This window comes from Rhodococcus sp. 14-2470-1b (assembly GCF_002259415.1).
Lineage (GTDB): Bacteria > Actinomycetota > Actinomycetes > Mycobacteriales > Mycobacteriaceae > Rhodococcoides.
In genome coordinates this window covers 137,436-159,970 of record NZ_NPFY01000011.1, presented here as the reverse complement: position 1 = coordinate 159,970, position 22,535 = coordinate 137,436, and the positions used below count along the sequence as shown (strand labels likewise).

The following is a 22,535-nucleotide window of genomic DNA, read 5'->3' as shown; positions in this document are numbered from 1 at the left end:
TCACAAGGGGGTCAGTAGAACAGTGGACGATATTTCGGGCGGTACTGCAGAGCGTCGGGATCGCGGGTGCCGCGGACCTGCGCGGGAACCCCGGCCACGACTTCGAGCTCGCCGACGTCCTTGCGCACCATCGAGCAGCCACCGACGACGGCGCCACGTCCGATGGTCACCCCGCTGAGCACCGTGCTGCGGCTGGCGATCCACACGTAATCGCCGATCACACACGGTTCGAGAATCGGCTTGAACGTGGGATCGTTGTGATCGTGGTAGCCGCCGATGATGTGGGTGTCGCTGGCGATGACGACGTTGTCGCCGATGGTGATTCCGCCGCGAGCGTCGAACATGCACCGGAAGCCGATGGAGCACGCCTCACCGATGACGAGGTTCTCGATGTCGAGGATCGTCGTTCCACGGAAGATCGAGGTGTCCTTGCCGATCGTCGCGCCGAAGGCCCGAAGGAAGTTCTGGCGAACGAAGTGCGACGGAATGTAGGTCACGATCATGTTGAAACCCAACGTGCCGATCCGATTTCGGATCTTGCGCGTCAGCGAGATGTCCTGCATCTTGTAGTCCGAGACATGGTGAACCTCACCCTGCACCTCACCCTGGACCTGGGGCTTTTCTACCGCTGTCATGCTGCCAACTCCTCGCTCATGTCGAATTGGACCATGGCTTCGACGATTTGCTCGAAGTTCATGGTCGGCCCCCACCCCAGAATCTCGCGTGCCTTGGACGCGTCGCCGACCATTCTCGCCGAATCGGCCGGCCTCAGCATGTCGGGATCTCCGCGTACGTAGCTCTGCCAGTCCGTGATTCCGACGGTCGACAGTGCAGCGGCGACGAAGTCCGCGACGGAGTGAGCTCGTCCCGTCGCCACGACGAAGTCGTCTCCCTTGGCGTATTCCGCCATCTTGACCAGGGCTGCCACGTAATCCGGCGCCCAACCCCAGTCGCGCTGTGCGGACGTGCTGCCGAGTTCGATGACGCTCTGCGTTCCTCGTGCGATCGCTGCCGCTGCTTTGGTGATCTTGCGGGTGACGAACGTCTCCGGCCGACGCGGCGACTCGTGGTTGTACAGAATTGCGTTGGTGGCTTCCAGCCCGCGCGCGCGATAGACCTGGACCATGTTGTGACTGAGTGCTTTCGATGCGCCGTACGGTGAGGTGGGAGCGATCGGTGTTTCCTCGTTCTGCATCGCGATTCCCGAGCCTGCGAAGATCTCTGCGCTGGACGCGTTGATCACCATCACACGCTTGCCCGACGCCTCCTGATGCGAGAAGCAGGCATCCAGGAGCGACGCTGCCGAGACACCGTTGACACGGGTGGTCAGCACAGGATCGTTCCACGACCTCCAGACCGAGGAGATGCCCGCCAGGTGGAAGACGTAGTCCGGGTCCACCGCGCGTACGAGCGTCGAGGCCGCCCCCGGCTCACCGAGGTCGGTCGCGTGCATCGTGACATCGTCGACGACCTCCGTCGACCCTGGCTTGGCCACACCGTGTACGGCCCAGCCCATCTCGACGAGAGCCTCCGACAGGTAACTACCGTCCTGTCCCGCGACCCCAGTAACCAGAGCCGTCGGTGCCCCTGCCCTGGATCCTCCCTGCAGGCTTCTCTCCTGCCCTTCGGTCACGCGATCTTGATGGCGTGAGGCGACTGCTCCGCCAGGTCGTTCTGCACCATCATCTTCACGAGCTCTTCGAACGTGACCTTGGGCTTCCAGCCGAGCTGTGCGTGCGCCTTGGTGGAATCGCCGACGAGGAGGTCGACCTCGGCGGGGCGGAAGAACCGCGGGTCGATGCGCACGTACTGTGACCAGTCCTTGATGTCCACGGCCGCGAACGCGTGATCGAGCAGTTCGCGGATCGAGTGGGTCTCGCCGGTGGAGATGACGTAGTCGTCGGCTTCGTCCTGCTGGAGCATCGCGTACATCGCTTCGACGTAGTCGCCGGCGAATCCCCAGTCTCGCTTGGCGTCGAGGTTGCCGAGTGCGATCTCGCTCTGCAAGCCCAGGGCGATCCTGGCGACGGACTGGGTGACCTTGCGGGTGACGAATTCGATGCCGCGACGCGGGGATTCGTGGTTGAACAGGATGCCGGAGCTCGCGTGCATACCGTAGGACTCACGGTAGTTGATGGTCATGTAGTGGCCGTAGACCTTGGCGACACCGTACGGCGACCGGGGCCACAGCAGGGTCTCCTCGCGCTGCGGAACCTCCTGGACCTTGCCGAACATCTCCGAGCTCGAGGCCTGGTAGAAGCGGACCTGCTTGCCTGCGACATCCTGGTAGAGGCGGGTGGATTCGAGCATGTTCAGCACTCCGCCGCCGGTGACATCGGTGGTCAGGCGTGCGTTCTCCCACGAGTACGCGACGAAGGAGACTGCGCCGAGGTTGTAGACCTCGTCCGGGTCGGCGACTGCGAAGGCACGCATCAGGCTGGAGAGGTCGAGCAGGTCACCGGTGAGGACCTCTACCTGAGGGAGGACTCGGTCCAGCATTGCTGCCTTCGGATTGTTCTGTCCGCGAAGCAATCCGAAAACTTTGTATCCCTTGCTCAGTAGCAGTTCGGCAAGGTAGAGGCCGTCTTGTCCGGTGATTCCTGTGATCAATGCCCGCTTCGTCATCGCGACAAAGTCCTCTCGATTGTGTGTTCGTGTATGTCGGTGACTGCCGAAATCAGTTCTGCCGCGAAGCGTTCCTCGCTGAACTGCTCCACGTGAGCCTGGATCTTGGGTGGCACCCAGGTCGTTGCTTCGAGTGCGTCTACTGCGGCTCGAATCGATTCGGGATCGGGCTGGTCGAAATAGACTCCGGTGACACCTTCCTCGACGGTGTCGAGGAATCCGCCCCAGCGAAGAACGACGGACGGTTTGCCGTGGTAGCCGGCTTCGATGGGGGTGAGTCCGTAATCTTCATAGCTCGCGGCGACGACGGCGTTACAGCGGCGGTACAACCAGGTCATCTGGCCGGCGGACAGGTCGCTGAGCATGAGGACGTTGTCGGACTTGATCTTTCGCAGGCGATCGGCCTCCGGTCCTCGGCCGACGACGACGAGCTTACGAGATCCGTCGGCGAATGCACCGATCACCTTGTCCACGTTCTTGTACGGAAGCAGACGCGAGATGCACAGGTAGAAGGAATCCTCGCCGAGCCAGGCTTGCGCGTCGGCGATCGGTTCCTCGGGTGCACTGTCGACGGTGAACGGCGCAGGCAGGACCGTGGAGGAGAACCCGTATGCATCGGTGATCCGCTTCTGCACGACGGTGGAGATGGCCAGATATCGGTCCGCGGACTTCGCTGCCCGTCTGTCCCAGCGTCGCAGCGGAGATGTGAGAACTTTCAACATGATTCGCTTCGCAAGGCTGCTCGACTCGCCCAGGTACATCTCGGCTTCGTAGAGCCAACGTGCAGGTGAATAGCAGTAGACGAGTTTGCGACCGGGCGTCCTGAAGCCGTGTGCCCACCCGCTGGTGCTGGTGAGCACGACGTCGGCGTCGATGGTGATGGACTCCGACGCGAACGGTAGGAGCGGAAGGGCAGCGCGGTGGTTCTTGCGCAGGAATCCGATGTTGTTGAGCCGTGACGGCCGCACATCCAGGTCGGCGAACTCGGGGAACGTCGTCGACGGCTCGAACAGTGTGGTGTAGATGGGGCTGTCCGGAAAAGCGCGAGCCATGGCCAGTACTACTTTCTCGGCGCCGCCTCGCTGTGTCAGGTAGTCATGGGCGATCGCGACGCGAATCGTGGTCTCTGCCTCGGTCATTCGCGTTCCTTCCCGGTATCCGCGAAATGGGCGGAGCAATGCCGTGGAGCGATTGTTGCTAATTGCATCTTCAACCCGTCGTGTCGAGCCGTGCACAAAACAGTGGTCGAGCCCCCAGAAGAACGTGAATCAGTCAGCGGTGCTTGAACTTTGCAGTGCTGGTTAATCCAGAAACGCCACACCAACATTGGTGCGGCGATCCTTCGTGCATCCCCCGACTGGGATGGAACAGTAGTCGACGGAAGAAATTCCGTGTCATTCGTTCGCTCTATAAGTATCCGTTAAGTGCCGTAATTGGTAGCGCTAAGTGAGGTGGTTCACAGTGCGAATTCGGGACAACGCATGTATGGATACTCGTCATTCGTCCAGATTTAACATCGGCGAAATATTTGCTCCGAGCGGGCCGGTTCATGATGCTCGGCACGGGTGATGCGAAGGGAAACCGACCGGCATTGTTCGATTTTCATGTCCAATGACGAATGGGTGGGCAGTTCGAGGAAAGCGTACCGAGTATCAGGCTCTCGGTCGAGTATTCAGACGGTGAAACATTCGTTGGGAATGTTTTTCTTCGCGCTCGAAATTCCAGCGGTGGAAATCAGCGAGTGACTGTTGTGCCTGCGCCGGGAATCCAGGTGATGTTGCCGTACTGGAAGTTCACGCGAACGCCGCCGCCTGGGAGTGGTGTTTCGTCGGAGGTGGCGGGGCCGAGGGTGGGGTCCCAGGCAGCGACGATGCCGCCGCCGATGAGCCGGGTTCCACCGAGCTGCGTCGAGAAGACGCGAAGCCCGAAGGGGCTGTCGAAGTCCTGGTAGGTGCCGTTGAAGCTGGTGGTGGGGAGGAATCCGCTGTAGCGCACGGCGTCGGCGACGGCTCTCGGGGAGGTGACGAATCCGCCGGGCATCTCGAAGACCACGGCGTTCTGGCGAATCTGTGCCCAGGTGTCGCGGACGAGGAACACCGGTGAGAGGGCGGCGCCCGACGAGGCGGGAACGCTCTGGAAGCGGGTGTGCTCGGCCGACGTCGGGAATCCGTTCATGATCTGCGACATGACGGCCCACAGTGCCGGCTTGCCGCTCCAGTCGGTACGCAGGAGGCCGAACGTCATTTCCGGGTCACTGCTGCCGGTCTGCTGGTCGCGGAGCTGGTACAGGTGAATCGGCCCGGCGTAGGGCAGTTCTCGCCACTTCGTGATGAAGTTCGTGATCATGTCGCTCTGGGCGGTCTCCGACGCGTACGCCGTCGGGACGCCGTACTCGGTGGCCCAGATCTTCTTGTTGCCGTCGCCGTTCGCGACCATGGCCGCGTGGATGTCCATGGCCTGACGGGCAGGTGAGTGGTCGACGTACACACCGTCGCCGAATTTCAACGAGTACTGATACGGGTGGTAGGAGAAGGCGTCGAAGTAGCCGGCCGCGCCCGCCGAGTACATCTGGTTCACGAATGTGACGGGGTTGACCATCCCCGGTCCGTCCTCGACCGCCCCCAGAACACCGCCGATGACTGTCGCCGACGCGTCGGCTGCCTTGATCGCCGGGTAGGCGGCCTTCAGGAGTTGGGTGTAGCCCGCGGCGTCGGGTGACGGTCCGTAGAACATGGCCCCGTTGGGCTCGTTCCAGATCTCGTAGGCACTGATCTTACCGGCGTATCGCGCGGCGACCTTGCCGGCGAACTGCCCGAACGTCGCTGGTGACGCCGGTCGGGTGTTGAGCGGCTGACCGGCGGGTGAGGTTGCCCACGGGGGTGTGTAGGCGATGATTCCGAGGATCGAGATCCCGCGTGCGTGGACGGCGTTCACGACGCGGTCGACGGAGGACCAGTCGAGCTGGTTCCGGGTGTATTCGACGTTGAACCAGGGGATGGACAGTCGAATGGAGCTGATCCCTGCTGCGGAGAGCATGGACAGGGTGGTGTTCAGTTCGGCGTCGGACGACCAGAGAAGTGCGCCGCTGTCGGAGACTCCGAGTGGAGGCTGCGTTGTCTGCGCGTGCGCGACCCCAGGTCCGACGGATGCCTCGGGCGATGCGAGCAGCGACGGTCCACTCCACGTCAGAGTGGCAGTGACCAGAACGACGGTCGCGGCAGAAATCAGCGCGCCGATTCGAGTCCTTCTCATGATGGTGAATCTCTCCGCAAGGGGCTCGTCGGAGGGGAGTCGCGAGCCGATTGTGGGAAATCATTGCACCCGACAGGGAGTTTTGTACAAACGAAAACAATCACGGTTGACGGGACGAAACTGCTGGTCAAGCTGTCTTTGCTGTATCCGGTCTTCGGGATGAGAATGCGGGCATTTCCCCGTCGTCGGGCAGGTTATCCGTTGCTTTTTCGCGCGCCAGGATGAGAAAAACGATCAGTACGGAAAAGGCCATCGTCGTGGCCGGAATGGTGACGACGGGGAAATCCAACTGCAGCGCGACGACGGAGAATCCGATGAATCCGCCGCCGATGAATCCGTGTTCCCAGTTGCGCGAGCGCAGACAGCGATAACCCAGATAGGCCCCGACGACGATGATGGCCAGGAATGCGAGTCCGGTGAAGATTCCGCCGCGGTAGACCGACAGCAGGGGAGCATTCGCGACGTAGTTGACGTCGAACGCGGTGCCGGGATCCTTGAATTCCTCGCGCCCCCAGCCCAGCCCGAAGAGCCAATGCCCTGCCATGTGACCTGGGAAATCGACGAGCGCATCGCCACGGGCCGAGGATCCGGCGTCGCCGCTGCCGAAGGACGAGAACACGCGGTTGCGGACGGTGGGGACGGCAAGTGCGCCGACGAACGCGAGGGCGAAACCACCGATGATGGCCACGCGTTCCCGGGTGCGCAGGTTCTGGAAGAGCAGCATCAGAAGCACGCCGAAGACCACGGAGAAGAGCGCCGCACGGGACAGCGTCAGCACGATGGACCCGAAGAGCAGCAGCGCCAACGCGATCCGCAGACGCCCGCGGATCAGCAGAACGCACAGCATGAGGGCCACGAACAGGCCGACGCCTGCGGCGTTCGGGTCGATATAGGTACCGGCGAGTCGAACCGTCGCGGCACCGTCGGTGTAGACGAAGCGGGTGCTTTCCTCCTCGGTGCCGTATCCGAACGGCGACAGATACCGAATCAATCTGCCCGACGGGTCGGCGACGAGGATGACGAGTGCGAACGCGGCTGCTGCCGACGCGGAATAGACGTAGATCCGCCCGAACAGTTCCAATTCTTCGCGGGGGAGTCGGAGAAGTGACACTGCAACAAGTGTGGAAACGAGCCATTTACCGAATTCTGCATAATCCACTGTCGTGCCGGCCGTAGCGAAGACGGAAATCGCCGAAGTGACGATCAGTGCGATGACGGCCATTTCACCGACTGTGATGCGAGTCACGGCTGTGCGGTGAATCACCGATGCGAGGATGACTGCCGCGCCCAAGGTGAACACCAGGGGAGCGTGCACCCCCGGAACGTAACCGAATGGCAATGCGCCCAACGAAAATGCAAGAGCACGAGTCAAATAGAGTGGGTGGCGCAGGCCGATGTACGCTCCAACGGTCAGTCCGACGAGTGCGAACGCGCCCAGTTTTCCGGGTGTTCCGCCGAGAATCATCAAGAATGTAACGATCACCGGGACGACGACGATGACCGCCGCGTCGACTCGTTTCGAGATGCTCATGGGCACTGATGTTGTCACGCTTTCACACCTCTGCAACTGCTAAGTGATGCCGAATCGATGACGGCACTTTATTCTCATCGGCGAACCAGGATTTTTCGATTGGAGCATTCGTGGAGATTCGAGAGTACGGACGGATTCTCCGTGCGGGTTGGTGGATCGTCGCGGTGGTGACGGTGCTCGGCATCGTCGGGGGGTGGGCCTACTCGTTCTTCTCGACGCCTCAGTATCAGGCGTGCGCCCGGTTGTTCGTGACCACCGAGGGTGGCAGTTCCGTGGGCGAGGCCTATCAGAACAACCTCTTCTCTCAGGAACGTGTCACGTCCTACGCGGGACTGGCCACCAGTACCCAGGTGGCACAGCGTGCTGTCGATCAGCTTCAATTGCCGTTGTCCGCGAACGATTTGCGTGCCATGATCACCGCAACACCGATCGAGAGCACAGTTCTGCTCGACCTGTGCGGCACCGATTCCGACCCCGACGTCGCACGTGCGTTGACCAATGCGGTCGCCGGTCAGCTGACGCAGTTGGTTCAGGAACTCGAGACGTCGCAGCGCGGCGGTAGCCCGGCTGCCGGAGCCACCATCGTCGATCAGGCCGACGTGCCGACGTCGCCGCTCGGCGCGGGCCTGGTGACGCTTCTCGGGCTGGGCGCAGTGGCAGGTCTTGCTCTCGGTGTCGTGATCGCTCTCGCTCGCGGGCTCGTCGACCGTTCGATTCGTGACCGCCCCAAGGCGGAGGAGATCTCCGGCAACGCAGTCCTCGGCGGACTCCCGATCGACGCCGAGCGCCCGAAGACTCCGGTGGCGTCGTTCTCCAAGATGGGTGAGCCGCTCCGCACCTTGCGGACCAACATTCGTTTCCTCGGCGGCGGATCTCCGCCGCGGGTGCTCACCGTCACCAGCGCCGAGTCGGGTGAAGGCCGCACCTCCACGGCCATCGACCTGGCAGCCGTCCTCGCCGAGGCCGGTCACAAGGTTCTGCTCGTCGACGGTGACATCAGAACGGCCGCCTTGGCCGAGCGTTTGGACATCACGCAGGAGCGCGGCCTCAGCACGGTTCTGTCCGGTGAACACCGACTGGACGACGCCGTTCAGCGCGACGTCGTCGACGGGGTCGACGTTCTCCCCGCCGGTCCCGTGCCGCCGAACCCGAGCGAGCTCCTCGGTTCCGATCGCGCTCAGATCCTGCTGGAAGCAGTCCGCGGGGACTACCGCTACGTCGTCGTCGACACTCCGCCGCTCCTGTCGGTCTCCGACGGGGCAATTCTCACAGCTCTTGCGGACGGAAGTCTTGTGCTCGCCCGTGTCGGCAGCACGACGCGGGATCAACTGCGCAAGGCGATCAAGACGCTGGGCGGAGTCGGCGGGAAGGTTCTGGGTGTCGTCACGACATTCGAGCCACATCGTCGTCGACGGACCAACCCGGGTTCTGCTGGGCCGGTGGCGAAGCCGAAGATCGAGGTCGAGGGGCGAGAGTCCTCGGCGGCCACCGTCGGTAGAGGCTAGGGGCGGGAGTGGAGCCTGCGGAACGACCGGGTGGGGCGGGAGTGGAGCCTGCGGAACGACCGGGTTCGGGGCTTCGGACGTGGTCGGTGCGGGTGGGTGCAGTATGCGCGGCTGCAGTGATGCTCGTCGGCTGCGCCCAGGGGCAGGAACTGGTGCTCCCTCCTGATGCTCCGACGACGCCTGTGACGGCGTCGGTGACGCCTCCGGAGCCGAGCCCGGCTCCGATTCTCGGTGGGACGGCGCCCGGCTCGTTGATCTCGGCCGAACCGATCGAGGACATCGCGGTGGACATCACCGAATTAGGCGCTGCAGCAACCCGTGTGGTGTATCGGTCGACGTCGGGTGTCACGGGTGAGCCGACGGATGTGTCGGGCACCGTCGTGATTCCGGGCGGTGTTGCCCCGGAGGGTGGATGGCCGGTCGTGTCCTTCGGTCACGGTACGACGGGGGTTCTGAACAACTGCGGTCCGTCGGAGTACGTCAACCTGCTCGGGAGTGCTCCTATCGTCGCGGCTCTGGTGTTGAACGGTTACGCCGTGACGATGACGGACTATCAGGGTCTCGGCCTGGACGGCAACTACCACCCGTATCTGGATTCGAAGACGTTCGGCTACAACATGATCGATGCCGTACGCGCTGCCCGTAACTTCCTTCCCACGCTGAGCACCCGGTGGGCTGCGTACGGCGTCTCGCTCGGTGGGATGGCCGCGTGGGCAGCCAGCGATCGCAACGCCGAGTACGGCGGTGGCCTCGAACTGGTGGGGACGGCAGCCATCGTGCCGGTGTCGGACATGGCCGGGCTGGCCGACGCGGCGGCGTCGGGAACCCTGACGCGCGCCCAGTATCCGTTGCTGATGTACGCGCTGCACGGACTGGCGATCACGCACCCGGAGATGAACTTGGACGACTATCGTTCCGGTCTGGCGCGGGAACGCTGGGACGATTTCATGCAGTGCGTTCCTCCTGGGTCGGATCAGGTTCCCGAGCTCGTGGCTCGGCTGCAGGCGTCGGATCTGCGTCCGGTCGATCAGCAGGCCACCGATCGGCTGCGAGGGTGGTTGGCGGACATGGCTCTTCCGACGCAGAAGTCAACGTCACCGCTTCTCGTCATGTACGGGTCGGAGGACGACCTGATTCTCGAGTCGTGGACGGAGAAGGCACTCTCCCGGGCATGCGACGCGGGAGATGTGGTGGAGTACGAGCTGCACAGCGGCGAGGGCCACGGAGATCTCGACAGTTCTCGGTCGGTGCCGTGGGTGAAGGCTCGGTTCGCCGGGCAGCGCGCGGTGAACACGTGTGAGCAGGTCGAATGATCACTCCTGTCGGTGTTCCCACGTTGCGCGACTACGGCAGGATGCTGGTCCGCGGGTGGGCCTTGATTCTCGCGGCCACCGTACTCTCGGTCGCTGCCGCGTGGATCGCTGATTCCTTTGTCGCAGAGAAGTACACGGCGACGTCGCGCGTGTTCCTGACTGCGCCCGGTCCGTCGTCACCTCGTGCGGCGATGGAGGGAAACCGCAGTTCGCTGGTACGGGTGGAGAGCTACGTGGGGCTGGCCACGTCCGAGCAAGTCCTGAGGCGCACCATCGTCGACGTGGGTCTGCCGGTCTCTCCCGACGACTTGAAAGCCGATCTGCTCGTCGTGTCGACCCCCGGGTCCGCATTGATCGACATCAGTGCAACGCAGGACGATCCGACGCGTGCGCGTGACGTGGCCAATTCCGTTGCGCTGAACTTGATCCAGCTCGCCGAGGAGATCGACCTCGGAGCGAACGGGCCCGTGTCCGAGGTGACGCTCATCGACGCCGCGGGCGTGCCGTCGCCGCCGTCGACGTTGATGTCTGCTCTGATGCTCGGTGGGGCTATGGGCGCTACTGTTGCCGCAGTGCTGGTCGTCGGGGCGGGGGTGCGACGCGATTCGATCACCTCGCGGCGACAGGTCACCGACCTTCTAGCCGAGGAACGTGTGGCCGAAAAGCTCGATTACACAGGGGGAGCTAGTCGATGAGGAAGACAGTGGGGACTGTTGCAGTGGTGTCGATTCTCTTGGCCTCCGGGTGCGGGGGTCAGGACACGTCGCCGGAAGCGAATTCGGTGGCCTTCGGGGGAACGATCGAGGCGGACTTCACCGACGCAGGTCCTGGCAGTCTGAAGAGTGCAGAGGAACTGCTCACCATCGACAGGCGAGTCAGCGCGATCTCCTCGCTGGCAGCCAGGGTCGTCTACACCTCGACGTCCGGCGTCGACGGATCCCCGACGGAGGTGTCCGGGACCGTCTTCGCACCGCAGGGCTCCGCGCCGGACGGCGGATGGCCGATCATCGCCTACGGACACGGAACCACGGGAGTGTTGCCGGACTGCGGGCCGTCGACCGATCCCGAACTGTTGGGCAGCTCCCCCATCGTCACGGCGCTGGTGAGGTCCGGGTACGTGGTTGCGGTATCGGACTACCAGGGCCTGGGGATCGAAGGGAACTACCACCCGTACCTCGATGCGCGGACAGCAGGCAACAACCTGATCGACTCGGTGCGTGCTGCACAGAAGTTGGTGCCGGACACGTCCGATCGATGGGCCTCGTTCGGGGGTTCGCAGGGTGGCCAGGCGGCCTGGGCAGCGAACGAACTCGCGAACACGTACGGTTCGGGACTCGACATGGTCGGATCGGTGAGTCTCGTTCCTGCCGCCGACATCTCGGGTCTCGCCCGCGCGGCGGCGGCGGGAACGCTGACCGCCGATCAGAAGCCGCTGCTGCAATGGGTGCTCGTCGGGCTCGCGCAGTCCCATCCCGAGATCGACCTGGCCGACTACCGGCGTGGCATCGTCGAGGAACGATGGGACGAACTGTCCGCCTGTGGCGGACCCCTGGCGGCCGACCGCACGGAGCTGGCCGCGCAGATCGACGACGAGGATCTCGAGCCGTCGACCCCGGAAGCCGAACGCGCACTGGAAGGCTACCTACGGGAGATGAGTCTTCCGCAGACACGCGCTGCCGCACCGATGCTGGTGCTCTACGGTGGCAAGGACACACTCGTATCGCAGGCGTGGACGGACGGCGCTGTCGCAGCCGGCTGCGCGAGCGGTGACTCCATCCAGTCGGTACTCCAGCCGGAGGCCGGCCACGCAGACATCGACGGTGCTGCTGCGTTTCCGTGGCTGAACGACAGATTCGCGGGGCAACCTGCCGTCAGCTACTGCCCTCCGCCCGCCGCACCCTGATGTGAAGGCCCAACCATGACAGCAACCCCGGACAGCACCGCTGCCGCAGCGACGGCACCGAGTTCGACTGCACCGAGTTCGACTGCACCGAGTTCGACGTCCGGAACGAAGAGACCGGCCAGGATCCTCGGTTTGGACGGCCCGCGGGGCTTCGCCTGCCTGTGCGTCCTCGCCGTGCACGTGGGAGGTCACAACAGCCCCGTGACGGTGGCCAACTACAAACTCGGCCTGCTCGGGCAAGGTCTGATCTTCTTCTTCGCGCTGTCCGGCTTCCTCATCTTTCTGCCGATGGTCCGACGGCTCTTCGCCGGTAAACCCATGCCGGACAACAAAAGCTATGCAGTACACCGCATTCTGCGGGTGTTTCCGGCGTACATCGTGATCTTCCTGTTCGCGAACTTCGTGATGCGGGCGGTGTTCACCGAGAACGCGGCGGTGGCCGAGGAACACTTCACCGATGCCGGGCTCGGCATGATCACGGACCCGGTGACGTTGCTCGGCAACCTCACGTTGGTTCACTCCTATGTGCCGTCGATGCTGCAGACCGGTATCAATCCATCGTGGTCGCTGACGCTGGAGCTGATGTTCTACATCGCATTGCCGCTGTTGACCGGCATCGCGTTCTATCTCGCACGCCGGACCAGCATCAGTGCCTCCGTACTCGTGCTGATCCCCGTCGTGGTGATGTTCGCTATCGGAGTCGCGGGCAAGCTCTACACCGCGAGCCGGGTCGAGCCGTCGGGAATCACCGATCCTCTGCTGTTGGACTGGGGACCGAACGAGGTTGCAGTCCTCAGCCGTAGCTTCTTCTCCCTTGCGGACAACTTCACCTTCGGCATGGCAGCTGCTGTCATTTTCGTCGCCGTCGACACCGGGGTGTTGAAAGGCTGGACCGCGAAGAACATGCGGTGGTGGACGGGCCTGGCGATGCTGCCCGTTGCGGCCATCTCGCTGAAGCTCATCGACGACAACTCGCGCTGGCAGACCACGTTCGTCTCGCTCGGATCCGCACTGTTGATCCTGTTCATCATCGCTCCCCTTGCGCGAGGCGAGAGGTCGAAGCTCGCCGAACGTGCGGACTGGAAGCCGCTCGAATACGTCGGCACCATTTCGCTGAGTGTCTATCTGTGGCACTTTCCGGTCCTGATCATGGTGGGACGCTTCGGCTGGATGGCCGGGGACAGTCCGGTGGGGATGCTGTGGAACTTCGTCGTCGTGACGGCGGTGAGCGTCCTGTTCGGCACCATCACGTACCGGCTCGTCGAGAAGCCTGCGTTGATGTTGGCGCGTAAGTACAAGTCCGGTAAGTAGTGCCGAGATCGTGGGCGGCGCTGTCCGCTGCGGTGCTACTGCTCACCGGCTGCGGTGCACCGGACGTGGCAGGGTCGCGGCCGGTGGACATCTCCCTCGTCGGCGGTTTCGTGCAGGGCCCGGATCCTGCGTCCCTCGATCCACTTCCGCTGCGTCCCATTGGTTTCACCGGAGGTGCGCCACTGCTGTGGGCGAGCGACGAGGACCTCGCTCGTAGTCTGGACGCCGTTGCGGCCTCCGGTTCGACGCGCCTACGGCTCGATGTGGCGTGGCCACTCCTGGAACCCGAACGGGGACTCGAAGTCTGGGAGCCGACGGATCGGGTGGTGAACGCTGCACTCGACCGGGGTATCGACGTCCTGGCCATTCTCGATTACTCACCGGACTGGGCCGCGGCGGACCCGGCCCTCGGGTTGACGAGCAAGCCGGCGTCGGCGGAGGAATACGGCCGATACGCAGGCAGTGTTGCAGCGCACTTCGCTGGCCGGGTCACGGCGTACGAGATCTGGAACGAGCCGAACGGATCGGTGTTCTTCGCTCCGTGGGCCGATCCGGAGCTGTACGCGGAGATGCTTCGTGAGGCGTTCGGCGCTATTCGTGCCGCCGATCCCGATGCGTTGGTGATCGGGGGTGCGATCGGTGCCGTGGGCGACAACCACAACACCATGAACGGTCTCACGTTTCTCAGGCGCATGTACGGCGCAGGGGCCCATGGGTATTTCGACGCCCTGTCGGTGCATCCGTACTCGTACCCGGGGACGCTCGTCGGGACCGAGCAGTTTCCGGACGGCGCTCTGCACATGATCGCGGACATGCGGCGGGAGATGATCGCGCGGGGCGACGACGACAAGGAGCTGTGGGCAACGGAATTCGGCTCGCCGACCGACGAGGGTGCCGGAATCGACGAAGCTCGCCAGGGTGAGTTGATGACGGCGTTCGTGCACGAGTGGAGTCAGTTGCCGTTCGCCGGACCGATGTACGTGCACGAAATTCGTGATCGGCTGGCGGGATCGACAAATCCCGAGGACAATTTCGGTGTGCTGCACCGTGATTTCACTGCGAAGCCTGCGTACGAGGCGTTGGTGGCAGCCATCGAGGTGGGGTTCAGCTCGGACCCGGAACATCTGGCGATGCTTGAAGTGTCGAAGGAGTTCGACTACCTCGGTGAAGCACTGACGCCGGTGTATCCGGCACACGACGGCATCGGACGAAAGTACCTCGCGCAGCAGTTCGCCGGTGGCGTTCTCTTCGGCACCGAACAGGGTTACGTGGCATCGCCGTCGGCCGTGTCCACTGCGGTACTCGCATCCGGGTATCTTCCTGCGGGCCCGTACGTGCAAGGGATGCAGCAACTGGACGTCGACGGTGGGGCACGAGTGTTCCACAGCGACCGAGCCGGAACGTTCGTCGTACGCGGAGCGATTCTGGAAGCGTGGACTCCCGAGTTCGGTTTCCCGGTGAGCGATGAGTACCAGGACGGCGACATGCTCGTGTCGGATTTCGAATTCGGCACCATCCGTTGGTCTCCCGAATCCGGTGCGACGGTGGAGTCGCGATGAGGCTTGCACGTTTTCACGCGGCGTGGACAGCGGGGGTACTCGGGATCGTCCTGCTGACGGGTTGTTCGTCGGCGGTACCGCTGGTGACGAGCATGCCCGCGATCTTCGCGGAATCGCAGAAGCTTCGGCCCGCAGAGCCGATCGCTGTTGCCGACCCCGGTACCGGAGCCGGGTCGGTGATCAGTGCGGAGACCATGCCCAATCTTCCGTCGGCGGTGCAGCGTGGTTCCGAGGCAGCCCGCGTGGTGTATCGGTCCATCCAATCCGGTGACGGCGGCGCCACCGAGGTCTCGGCGAGCGTATTCGTGCCCGACGGAGATGCACCCGAGGGCGGTTGGCCCGTCATCTCGTTCGGTCACGGCACCACGGGAATCGAGAATGCGTGCGGGCCGTCGCTGTCACGGGATCTGCTCGGAAGTGCCGCATTGGCAGCTGGATTCACCTCGGCGGGGTTCGCCGTGGCCATCACCGACTATCAAGGTCTCGGCCATGAGGGTGTCCACCACTATCTGGACAACCCGACTGCCGGTTACAACATGATCGATGCCGTTCGGGCACTGCGGCATACGTTCCCCGACGTGTCCAACCGGTGGGTCGCGTTCGGCGGATCCCAGGGCGGCGGTGCAGCGTGGGCAGCGAACGAACAATCCGGATACGCACCGGAACTCGAACTGTTGGGATCGGTCAGCCTGGCGCCGGCTGCGAACATGGTGGGCCTGGTGGACAAGGCGATACAGGGCACTCTGACCGACGACCAAGCGCCGTTGATGCAGTGGGTGATCGAATCTCTGGCCAGGAGGTTCCCCGGCTTCGATCGTGATCAGTACCGTAGCGGATCGGCGGCCGAGGACTGGGCTGCGTTGAGCGGCTGCACCCCGGCGCAGGCGTCGGCACGTGCGGACGCGGCGGAACGGATCGGTGCTCGTGACTTCGCGCCGAAGACGCCTGACGCGGAATCCTTGTTGCGGTACTACCTCGAACAGATGGCTGTGCCGCAGCAGAAGGCGTCGGCGCCCATGCTGGTGGTGTACGGAGACGCGGACACCTACATCGACGCCGAATGGACGGATGCGGCGCTCGCCAAGGCATGTTCCCTGGGGGACGTGATCACCATCGACCGTCAACCAGGCAAAGGACACGGCGACGTCGACGGCGGCGCAGTGAACGACTGGATAGGTGAACGGTTCGCCGGCACTCCCGCCGTCGACGACTGCAACTGAAGGTGGAGCCGTGGGACGTCTGAAGAACCTCGAAGTGCGTGCCAAAGACGTGATCAAGCGGCGACTGGGAACCGGTCTGCCCGTCACGGTGTTCGACGAGCCGTACCTGGTCGTCGCCGTCCTGGGGCAGTCCAACGCGCATGGCGCCGGGGTGGGATTGGACATGAGCGGACTCGACGCGCCGCATCCGAGAGTCCACCAGTGGGCTGCGTCGGGGAAGTCGAAGAACACCATCGTCGCAGGATGTGACCCCCTGTTCCACGAAGTGCCCTCCAAAGCAGTCGGATTCGCACCCGTCTTCGCCAGGGAACTCGCGGACTCGACGGGCCGGCCCGTGCTGTTGGTCCCGTACGCACGGGGCGACTCGGCATTCGCGCGCGTCAACGGAGTGACCTGGGACCCCGCCGACCGCGCCGCCCGACTCAACCTGTTCTGGAACGGCATGGAGCGCATCCGATCCGCCCTCGCCCTGCACCCCGGCAACGAACTGGCCGCAGTGCTGTGGCACCAAGGCGAATCCGACGTGCCGCTGACACCCGGGCCCGTGTACGCACAGAAACTGGACAGCGTGATCGACACCGTCCGAGAGGAATTCGGCGACATACCCTTCGTCATCGGCCAAATGGTTCCCGACGAAATAGCGTCGGGACACCAGGACTATCCCGTCATCGATGCCGTGCACCGAGACACCCCCCACCGTCGGCCCCGCGTCGCCTTCGTCCCCGGCCCGGAGGGCCTCTACAACAGCGAAACCGAGAAAATCCACTACAACGCCGCGGGGCAGCGTGACCTGGGCTCACGCATGTGGGCGGCATTCAGCTCCATCTGAACCCGGTGTCGCTCGAATGGACCATCGAAGCTGTTTGGTCGGAGAAAATGTAACTTTCGAGCGATTATTCCCGGCCAGTAACGAGAGGCCAGCGGGGACCGACGATGAAGTCGATGAAGAACAAATTCGGGTTGTCCGATGCTGCCGTGATCGTGGCCATAGTGGTGGTGGGGATTGTGGCGGGCTGGGTGACGAACGATCCAGTGGACCCCGCATCCGGTTACGTTGCCGAGCCGGTGGAGTATCCCGTCGACATTCCGGGGTGCGACTCGGTCGAACCGCCTGAAGAAGGGGTGTCGTATGGCATCGGCTTCTCGGGACCGTTGGGTTACGACCACCCGGACTACCCGTGGTTGACGTCGGAGAAGGCCAATGCCATGTCACGTGCTGCTCAGGAGGCGGTACCCGACGACGTGGTGATCGTGTCCGGTTCGCGCGGGCCGTTCTACGGCAAACAGTTCGTGTTCCAGCCCGTGCCGGGGGTGACGGACGAGTACGACGCGGGTACATCGGCGGAGGCGACGGTGCTCCGCGGCGACGTCGAGGGTGAGGTGCACGTGAACATCACCCGCTCGTTCGACGGACCGGAACCGTGCCGAGCGGGGTGGCTCGATGCTCGCGAGACCCTGATCGGTGGAACCGTTGTCGATACCCAGAACACGTGGATGCAGTGGGACGGGGTGCGGTCCTACAGCAACATCGTGCGTGTCTACGCACCGGACGGAACGAACGTCGTGGCGTCGTCGTCGGGCAGTGACGGTATTCCGTTGTCTCTCGACGAGTTGCGGTACCTGGCGCTGGACCCTGAACTGCTGTGGTCGGGCGTTGTGTGACAGTTGCGTCGATCTCAGCCGGGAAACCGTCTGTAATCGACGCAATTGTTACATCACTCCCGCGTCCGAAGCCTGGAGGCAAGTCGACGAGCGTAGTCGGGCTCGGTACCCCAGCACGTAGCGACCTCCCACGCCAGCGCTGCCCGCTTTTCGAACGGGCCTGAGGGTAGGTCGAAGAATGTGTGGTCCACACGCGCTTCGTCCCAATCGATCAGTACGCATCGGCCGCGAGCATCGATGATGGCGTTGGAGGGTCCGGCATCACCGTGGACGACACTGGTGACCCCGGACCCCGCCTGCGACCACGCATTGCGAATTGTCGCCACCAGTTCCGTTGGCATCGAACCGAAGTCGATGTCGCCGCCTCGATCGCCGAGGTGCAGGTCCACGCTTGATGCAGACCCAGGTCGTTGCGGCCATGAGGTGGTGGCGGCGTGTACCGCTGCCAGGGCAGCCGCCTGTCGGGGGTCATCCTGGTCGGGGTGTTCTCCGGTGACGAAGGGGTAGACATGCCAACCGTCGTGATCGAGCCGGCCGTCGGCCGTGCGAACGAGGTGCGGGACGCCGATGCCTTGCTGCACGAGATGGTTCAGCAACGTCCATTCCCAGAGGCGAGATTCCGGCGATCGTGTCGACTTCCGTACGACCACGCGGGACCCGGCGTAGAAACCGGTCCACGCCTCGGTTCGTGATCCGCCTGCGAGGCGGGAATCGAGAGTGATTCCCGGCCAGCTGGTATCGAGGGACGTCACGGCCTCAGGCGACGGACGAGCAGGGTCGACACGCCGAGGACAAGCGCGGAAAGCGTCAGCAACAAGGCAGCTTCCGTCGCCTGGAATCTCCAGAACTGGCTGTCGACGTGGTATTCGACCTCGAATCGGTCAGCGCCCTGGGCGGCCAGGCAGTCGGCGCGGCGAGCGATCTGTTGCCGGTTCAGTTCGTCCGTCCGAGCCTCGTACGCGGCGTACGTTTCGTCGGGATCTTGGTCGAATTGTTCGTAGAACGATTGGTCTTCGTTGCACGCGTTGTAGTCGATGGTCAGCTTGTTGCCCTGTGCGTCCACATAGTTGGAGTCCACTGTCCACCGCGACGAGGAGCCGTAGCCGAGGTATTCACCGGTGGTGACAACATCGACCAGTGGCCTGGCCTCGACGAGCGGGGTGGCGTAGTGCGGGCGCAAGCCTGCCGTCAACAACACCAGCAGCCCGACGGTGGTGATCAACGTGAGCACCATCGCTCCGACGCTGTGCCGCAGGAGAAGTGCGAACGCACTGCCGATCAGGAGAGCTGCCAGGGTGTAGGCGGCGGGTGCAAGGGCTGACGTCTCGAAGATCGGAAACACGAAGCGTGAGTGCTCGAACCCCGAGAAACTCGACCACACGTTGTTCGTGGCGCGCACCCTGAGGAACAGGATTCCCAGCACCAACATCGCGAGAACGACGGGAACGAACACGATCAGTACTCGGCAGAAGTACCAGCGGAGCCGGCCGACTGACTGAGACAGCGACAGTACGTGAGTGCCGCGCTCGATGTCACGGGAGAACGTTGCCCCTCCGACGAAGAGTCCGATGAGGAACGGTAGCGCGGCAGTGAGCAACGTGGTTGCAGTCAGAGTTGTCTGGGCAACACACGCGGTAGATCCGGTGCCGTAGCAGAGGTCGAGCTGACCGAACGAACTGCCGAAGGCATAGTTTCGAAGGCTGAGCGACGCCAGAAGTGACAGGGCGCCCACGAGTGCGATGACGCCGAGCGTGCCGAGCAGAGTAGCGCGAAACTGGCGATACGTGACCCAGAACATCAGCTCACCTCGCCGAGGTACGCAAGCACGACATCGTCGAGCGTGGCGGGGGAGGTACGCACATCGGTCGGACGCGGACCTCGCACTACATGGGTGGTCGACGTCGATCCGATTGTCGAGCCGACGATGTCGCCGGTCGGAGGCTGGTCCGGATCGATGTGCACATAGTGTTCGTTCACGATGTTCTCGGTCTCTCCGTCCAGCTGCATCGAACCTCCGCGCAGCAACAGCAGTCGGTCGGCCACGTCGACCAGTTCGGCCAGCACATGCGAGGACAGCACGATGGTGGTTCCTCGTTCCGCGGCGTCGCGCATCAGGGTTTGCGCAACTGCGCGTCGGGCAGCCGGGTCCAGATCGGCGAGTGGTTCGTCGAGCAGGACGATCTCCGGAAGCCTGCCCAGGACTAGGGCGACGGCGACGCGAGTCCTCTGGCCCGGCGACAATGTCCTGATTCTGCTGGTGGTTGCGATGCCCGCCTCGTCGACGATCCTCGATGCGTAGGCGTCGTCCCACATGTCGTTGGTGGCGCGGCCGAATCGCAGTATTTCGGCGACAGTGAACCGGGCGAACAGAGGTTTGTGTTGTGCGAGGTAGGACAATCCGGGTGCAATTCCTCGATCTCCGACGGTGTTGCCGAGGACGGTGACCGACCCGGAGTCGGGGCTCAGAAGTCCGACAATGACCGACATCAGGGTTGTCTTGCCTGCACCGTTGGATCCGACGAGGGCGGTGATCGATCCTCGTTGCAGTTCGAAGGAGCACGAGTCCAGGACGGTGGTGCCGCGGAAGGATTTGCTCACCTCCGACACCTCGAGCACTGATTCGGTCACGTCGGTCGTCCTTCCGGTTCGGGGAATTCGCGGTCGAGTGCAGCCTCGAAGAGCGCTTGGAGATCGGAGCGGTCGAGTCCGGCGCTCGCGCCGTGGCTCACCCAGGTGTCGAGTTCACCTGCGAGGGCGTTCTTTTCGGCCATCCCGGCTTTCGCCAGCGATCCGACGACGAACGTACCCAGGCCTGGCCTGCCCTCGACGAGACCGTCGTGTTCGAGCTCCTTGTACGCCTTGAGCACCGTGTTGGGATTGATCGCGAGGGTGGACACGACGTCCTTGGCTGTGGGCAGTTTGTCGCCGAGGGCGAGGTCGCCGCGTCGTAGAGCGTGTCTGACCTGCAGGGCGAGCTGCACGTACGTCGGGATTCCCGACTTCCGATCAATCCTGAACTCGATCACCAACACCCTTTCACTAATGTTGTAGTTAATTAGTGACAGACCTCGGCGCCGATGTCAACCATCGGCGCCGAGTTCCTAGACCGTTGCGCGGTTCAGAATCAAATTTTTGTATCGATTCCATTCGATGCCCGAGACGCCGGCGGAGTAGACGTTGGTGTTCGTGGTGATGGCGAGGTCGATGACGAACTGCTCGTCGAGCAGAAGATTCGAGAACTCCGTGTACGACGCTGTGGCCGTGTCGCTTTCCGGGTCGGCTTGCGTCCAGAGGCGGTCGACGATGGCAGTGTATTCGGGTGAGGTGTAGCCCGACAGGTTCTTTGCAGGCTTGAACGGTGCAGCGCCGGTGGCGAGGGTCGACGGGTTGAGTTGGGCGAAGCCGTGTGGGTTGATCCACAGTTGGTGTTGGCCGCTGTTCAGGAACGGTGACAGTGTCGCTTGTTCGCGTGGGTCGAGGGTGACGGTGAATCCGATGTCGGCGAGATTGTTCTCGATGATCGCGGCGATGTTCCGTGCCGGTGCGAGACCGGTTCCGTAGGAGAGCAATACGGGTTGTGACGGTGGGCCTCCTGCGTCGGCGAGTAGCTGGCGTGCCTTGTCGAGGTCGCGGGAGTAGAAGTCGCGGGTGGCCTCGTCGTAGGCAGGCGAGGACTCCGGCCAGGGGGCGCTGGAGGCGATACCGACGCCGCCGAGTACCTCGTCGAGGATTCGCTCGCGGTCGACTGCGTAGGAGATTGCTTGTCGGATTCGTTTGTCGGCCAACGCCGGGTCCACGACGTTCGCCCCGACGTAGTACGCCACGTCGAACACGTCTTCGTTCTCGACCTGGTATCCGTCGCCCGAGAAGGGCCTGGCGTCCTGGGCGGATACACCGATGACGGCGTTGGTCTGACCGGAGCGCACCGAGGACAGGAGTGCGGAGTTGTCGGGTACCACTCGGATGGTGACCTTGTCCAGCAATGCGGGGGTGTCCCAGTAGCTCCCGTTGCGACTCCAATCCGACTGCCGGCCGCGCTGCCAGGAATCGAAGACGAAGGGGCCGGTGCCCACGAACTGTTCGCCTGCGAGCAGTGCGGCTTCGGTGTCGGAGTCGGTGAGGAGGGTGAACTCGAGGAGGTCGTGGAGGTTGACCAGGGGATGCGTCAAGGTCAGTACGGCGACGTGGTCGTCGGAGGTGTCCACCGCCTCGATCGTGCGCGCGGCTGCCTGCAATTGCGAACCGGCAGTGTCCTTCGCGAGGTTCGTGAACGCGTACTCGACGTCCTTGGACGTGAAGGGTCGACCCGAATGGAATGTGACGTCCTCGCGGAGCTGCAGGGTCACGGTGAGGCCGTCGTCGGAAACCTCCCATGAGGTGGCGACGCGCGGAGTCGGTTCGAGCGTATCGGGGTCGAGGCGGACGAGTGTGTCGAAGACGAGTCCGCCGATGGTCATGGAGGTCAGTGACTGGGAGAAGATGGTCGCGGGGTTGAGGTCGCTGAGTGTTCCGATCACCAGTGTGCCGCCTGTCTCTCCCGATCCGCTCTTCGCTTCCTCGACCGCCGACGAGCACGCGGCGAGGAGCAATGCCGTTGCTCCTCCCGCTGTGCCGGTCAGGAATCCTCTGCGGGAAATCATGTGAGCCTTTCTGT

The 22,535-nt window shown here is 63.5% G+C and carries 20 protein-coding genes; 9 read left to right on the top strand and 11 right to left on the bottom strand.

Annotated features, from left to right (window positions below; all coding sequences use genetic code 11):
• Nucleotides 1-11: 11 nt before the first annotated feature.
• The 6 genes from CH293_RS07805 to CH293_RS07780 all read right to left on the bottom strand — a co-directional run bounded on the left by CH293_RS07805 (nt 12) and on the right by CH293_RS07780 (nt 7,408).
• Entirely contained in the window at nt 12-635 is a 624-nt protein-coding gene (locus CH293_RS07805; RefSeq protein ID WP_037111919.1) for an acyltransferase, read from the bottom strand.
• Nucleotides 632-1,633: a GDP-mannose 4,6-dehydratase gene (locus CH293_RS07800; protein WP_094719883.1), complete on the bottom strand. Its 1,002-nt coding sequence runs from the start codon at nt 1,631-1,633 to the stop codon at nt 632-634. Before CH293_RS07800 ends, CH293_RS07805 begins: the two co-directional genes overlap by 4 nt.
• Nucleotides 1,630-2,625, bottom strand: coding sequence for a GDP-mannose 4,6-dehydratase (locus CH293_RS07795; protein ID WP_019665629.1), 996 nt, complete (start codon nt 2,623-2,625; stop codon nt 1,630-1,632). Before CH293_RS07795 ends, CH293_RS07800 begins: the two co-directional genes overlap by 4 nt.
• On the bottom strand, nt 2,622-3,764 hold the full coding sequence (locus tag CH293_RS07790) for a glycosyltransferase (protein ID WP_094719882.1): 1,143 nt from the start codon (nt 3,762-3,764) through the stop codon (nt 2,622-2,624). Before CH293_RS07790 ends, CH293_RS07795 begins: the two co-directional genes overlap by 4 nt.
• Nucleotides 3,765-4,359: 595 nt before the next feature.
• On the bottom strand, nt 4,360-5,877 hold the full coding sequence (locus tag CH293_RS07785) for a cellulase family glycosylhydrolase (protein WP_094719881.1): 1,518 nt from the start codon (nt 5,875-5,877) through the stop codon (nt 4,360-4,362).
• Between the two features lie 127 nt (nt 5,878-6,004).
• On the bottom strand, nt 6,005-7,408 hold the full coding sequence (locus CH293_RS07780) for an O-antigen ligase (protein WP_094719880.1): 1,404 nt from the start codon (nt 7,406-7,408) through the stop codon (nt 6,005-6,007).
• A gap of 110 nt (nt 7,409-7,518) precedes the next feature.
• On the opposite strand from CH293_RS07780, the gene CH293_RS07775 reads away from it, so the two are divergent.
• The 9 genes from CH293_RS07775 to CH293_RS07735 all read left to right on the top strand — a co-directional run bounded on the left by CH293_RS07775 (nt 7,519) and on the right by CH293_RS07735 (nt 17,881).
• Nucleotides 7,519-8,913 (top strand): polysaccharide biosynthesis tyrosine autokinase, encoded by a 1,395-nt coding sequence (locus tag CH293_RS07775; RefSeq protein WP_094719879.1) that lies wholly within the window; start codon nt 7,519-7,521, stop codon nt 8,911-8,913.
• Nucleotides 8,914-9,005: 92 nt separating this feature from the next.
• Nucleotides 9,006-10,226, top strand: a complete 1,221-nt coding sequence (locus tag CH293_RS07770) for a lipase family protein (RefSeq protein ID WP_094719878.1) — start codon at nt 9,006-9,008, stop codon at nt 10,224-10,226.
• A complete protein-coding gene (locus CH293_RS07765; protein ID WP_094719877.1) occupies nt 10,223-10,921 on the top strand; it encodes a YveK family protein in 699 nt (232 codons plus the stop codon). The genes CH293_RS07770 and CH293_RS07765 overlap by 4 nt, the downstream gene beginning before the upstream one ends.
• Nucleotides 10,918-12,129, top strand: a complete 1,212-nt coding sequence (locus CH293_RS07760) for a lipase family protein (protein ID WP_241483866.1) — start codon at nt 10,918-10,920, stop codon at nt 12,127-12,129. Before CH293_RS07765 ends, CH293_RS07760 begins: the two co-directional genes overlap by 4 nt.
• Nucleotides 12,130-12,144: 15 nt before the next feature.
• Nucleotides 12,145-13,440, top strand: a complete 1,296-nt coding sequence (locus CH293_RS07755) for an acyltransferase (RefSeq protein ID WP_094719876.1) — start codon at nt 12,145-12,147, stop codon at nt 13,438-13,440.
• On the top strand, nt 13,440-14,999 hold the full coding sequence (locus tag CH293_RS07750; protein ID WP_094719875.1) for a cellulase family glycosylhydrolase: 1,560 nt from the start codon (nt 13,440-13,442) through the stop codon (nt 14,997-14,999). Before CH293_RS07755 ends, CH293_RS07750 begins: the two co-directional genes overlap by 1 nt.
• Nucleotides 14,996-16,219, top strand: a complete 1,224-nt coding sequence (locus CH293_RS07745; protein WP_255122758.1) for a lipase family protein — start codon at nt 14,996-14,998, stop codon at nt 16,217-16,219. Before CH293_RS07750 ends, CH293_RS07745 begins: the two co-directional genes overlap by 4 nt.
• 10 nt (nt 16,220-16,229) lie before the next feature.
• Nucleotides 16,230-17,048 (top strand): sialate O-acetylesterase, encoded by an 819-nt coding sequence (locus CH293_RS07740; RefSeq protein WP_094720085.1) that lies wholly within the window; start codon nt 16,230-16,232, stop codon nt 17,046-17,048.
• A gap of 113 nt (nt 17,049-17,161) precedes the next feature.
• A complete protein-coding gene (locus tag CH293_RS07735) occupies nt 17,162-17,881 on the top strand; it encodes a hypothetical protein (RefSeq protein ID WP_141217157.1) in 720 nt (239 codons plus the stop codon).
• Nucleotides 17,882-17,934: 53 nt separating this feature from the next.
• Here CH293_RS07735 and CH293_RS07730 read toward each other — a convergent pair whose 3' ends face one another.
• The 5 genes from CH293_RS07730 to CH293_RS07715 all read right to left on the bottom strand — a co-directional run bounded on the left by CH293_RS07730 (nt 17,935) and on the right by CH293_RS07715 (nt 22,521).
• Entirely contained in the window at nt 17,935-18,633 is a 699-nt protein-coding gene (locus tag CH293_RS07730) for a phosphotransferase (protein WP_176459941.1), read from the bottom strand.
• Entirely contained in the window at nt 18,630-19,679 is a 1,050-nt protein-coding gene (locus CH293_RS28140) for an ABC transporter permease (RefSeq protein WP_176459940.1), read from the bottom strand. The genes CH293_RS07730 and CH293_RS28140 overlap by 4 nt, the downstream gene beginning before the upstream one ends.
• Nucleotides 19,679-20,509: an ABC transporter ATP-binding protein gene (locus CH293_RS07725; protein WP_094719871.1), complete on the bottom strand. Its 831-nt coding sequence runs from the start codon at nt 20,507-20,509 to the stop codon at nt 19,679-19,681. The genes CH293_RS28140 and CH293_RS07725 overlap by 1 nt, the downstream gene beginning before the upstream one ends.
• Complete coding sequence (locus tag CH293_RS07720; RefSeq protein ID WP_094720084.1) at nt 20,506-20,907, bottom strand: GntR family transcriptional regulator; 402 nt, start codon at nt 20,905-20,907, stop codon at nt 20,506-20,508. The genes CH293_RS07725 and CH293_RS07720 overlap by 4 nt, the downstream gene beginning before the upstream one ends.
• A gap of 75 nt (nt 20,908-20,982) precedes the next feature.
• Nucleotides 20,983-22,521 carry an ABC transporter substrate-binding protein gene (locus CH293_RS07715; protein ID WP_094719870.1) on the bottom strand — a complete coding sequence of 513 codons (1,539 nt, stop codon included), beginning with the start codon at nt 22,519-22,521 and terminating at the stop codon, nt 20,983-20,985.
• Between the last annotated feature and the right edge of the window lie 14 nt (nt 22,522-22,535).

Excerpts from the sequence above, each read along its gene's own strand:
- CH293_RS07805 (WP_037111919.1), bottom strand. The coding sequence starts at position 635 with ATGACAGCGGTAGAAAAGCCCCAGGTCCAGGGTGAGGTGCAGGGTGAG.
- CH293_RS07795 (WP_019665629.1), bottom strand. The coding sequence starts at position 2,625 with ATGACGAAGCGGGCATTGATCACAGGAATCACCGGACAAGACGGCCTC.
- CH293_RS07790 (WP_094719882.1), bottom strand. The coding sequence starts at position 3,764 with ATGACCGAGGCAGAGACCACGATTCGCGTCGCGATCGCCCATGACTAC.
- CH293_RS07785 (WP_094719881.1), bottom strand. The coding sequence starts at position 5,877 with ATGAGAAGGACTCGAATCGGCGCGCTGATTTCTGCCGCGACCGTCGTT.
- CH293_RS07780 (WP_094719880.1), bottom strand. The coding sequence starts at position 7,408 with ATGAGCATCTCGAAACGAGTCGACGCGGCGGTCATCGTCGTCGTCCCG.
- CH293_RS07765 (WP_094719877.1), top strand. The coding sequence starts at position 10,223 with ATGATCACTCCTGTCGGTGTTCCCACGTTGCGCGACTACGGCAGGATG.
- CH293_RS07760 (WP_241483866.1), top strand. The coding sequence starts at position 10,918 with ATGAGGAAGACAGTGGGGACTGTTGCAGTGGTGTCGATTCTCTTGGCC.
- CH293_RS07755 (WP_094719876.1), top strand. The coding sequence starts at position 12,145 with ATGACAGCAACCCCGGACAGCACCGCTGCCGCAGCGACGGCACCGAGT.
- CH293_RS07745 (WP_255122758.1), top strand. The coding sequence starts at position 14,996 with ATGAGGCTTGCACGTTTTCACGCGGCGTGGACAGCGGGGGTACTCGGG.
- CH293_RS07735 (WP_141217157.1), top strand. The coding sequence starts at position 17,162 with ATGAAGAACAAATTCGGGTTGTCCGATGCTGCCGTGATCGTGGCCATA.
- CH293_RS28140 (WP_176459940.1), bottom strand. The coding sequence starts at position 19,679 with ATGTTCTGGGTCACGTATCGCCAGTTTCGCGCTACTCTGCTCGGCACG.
- CH293_RS07715 (WP_094719870.1), bottom strand. The coding sequence starts at position 22,521 with ATGATTTCCCGCAGAGGATTCCTGACCGGCACAGCGGGAGGAGCAACG.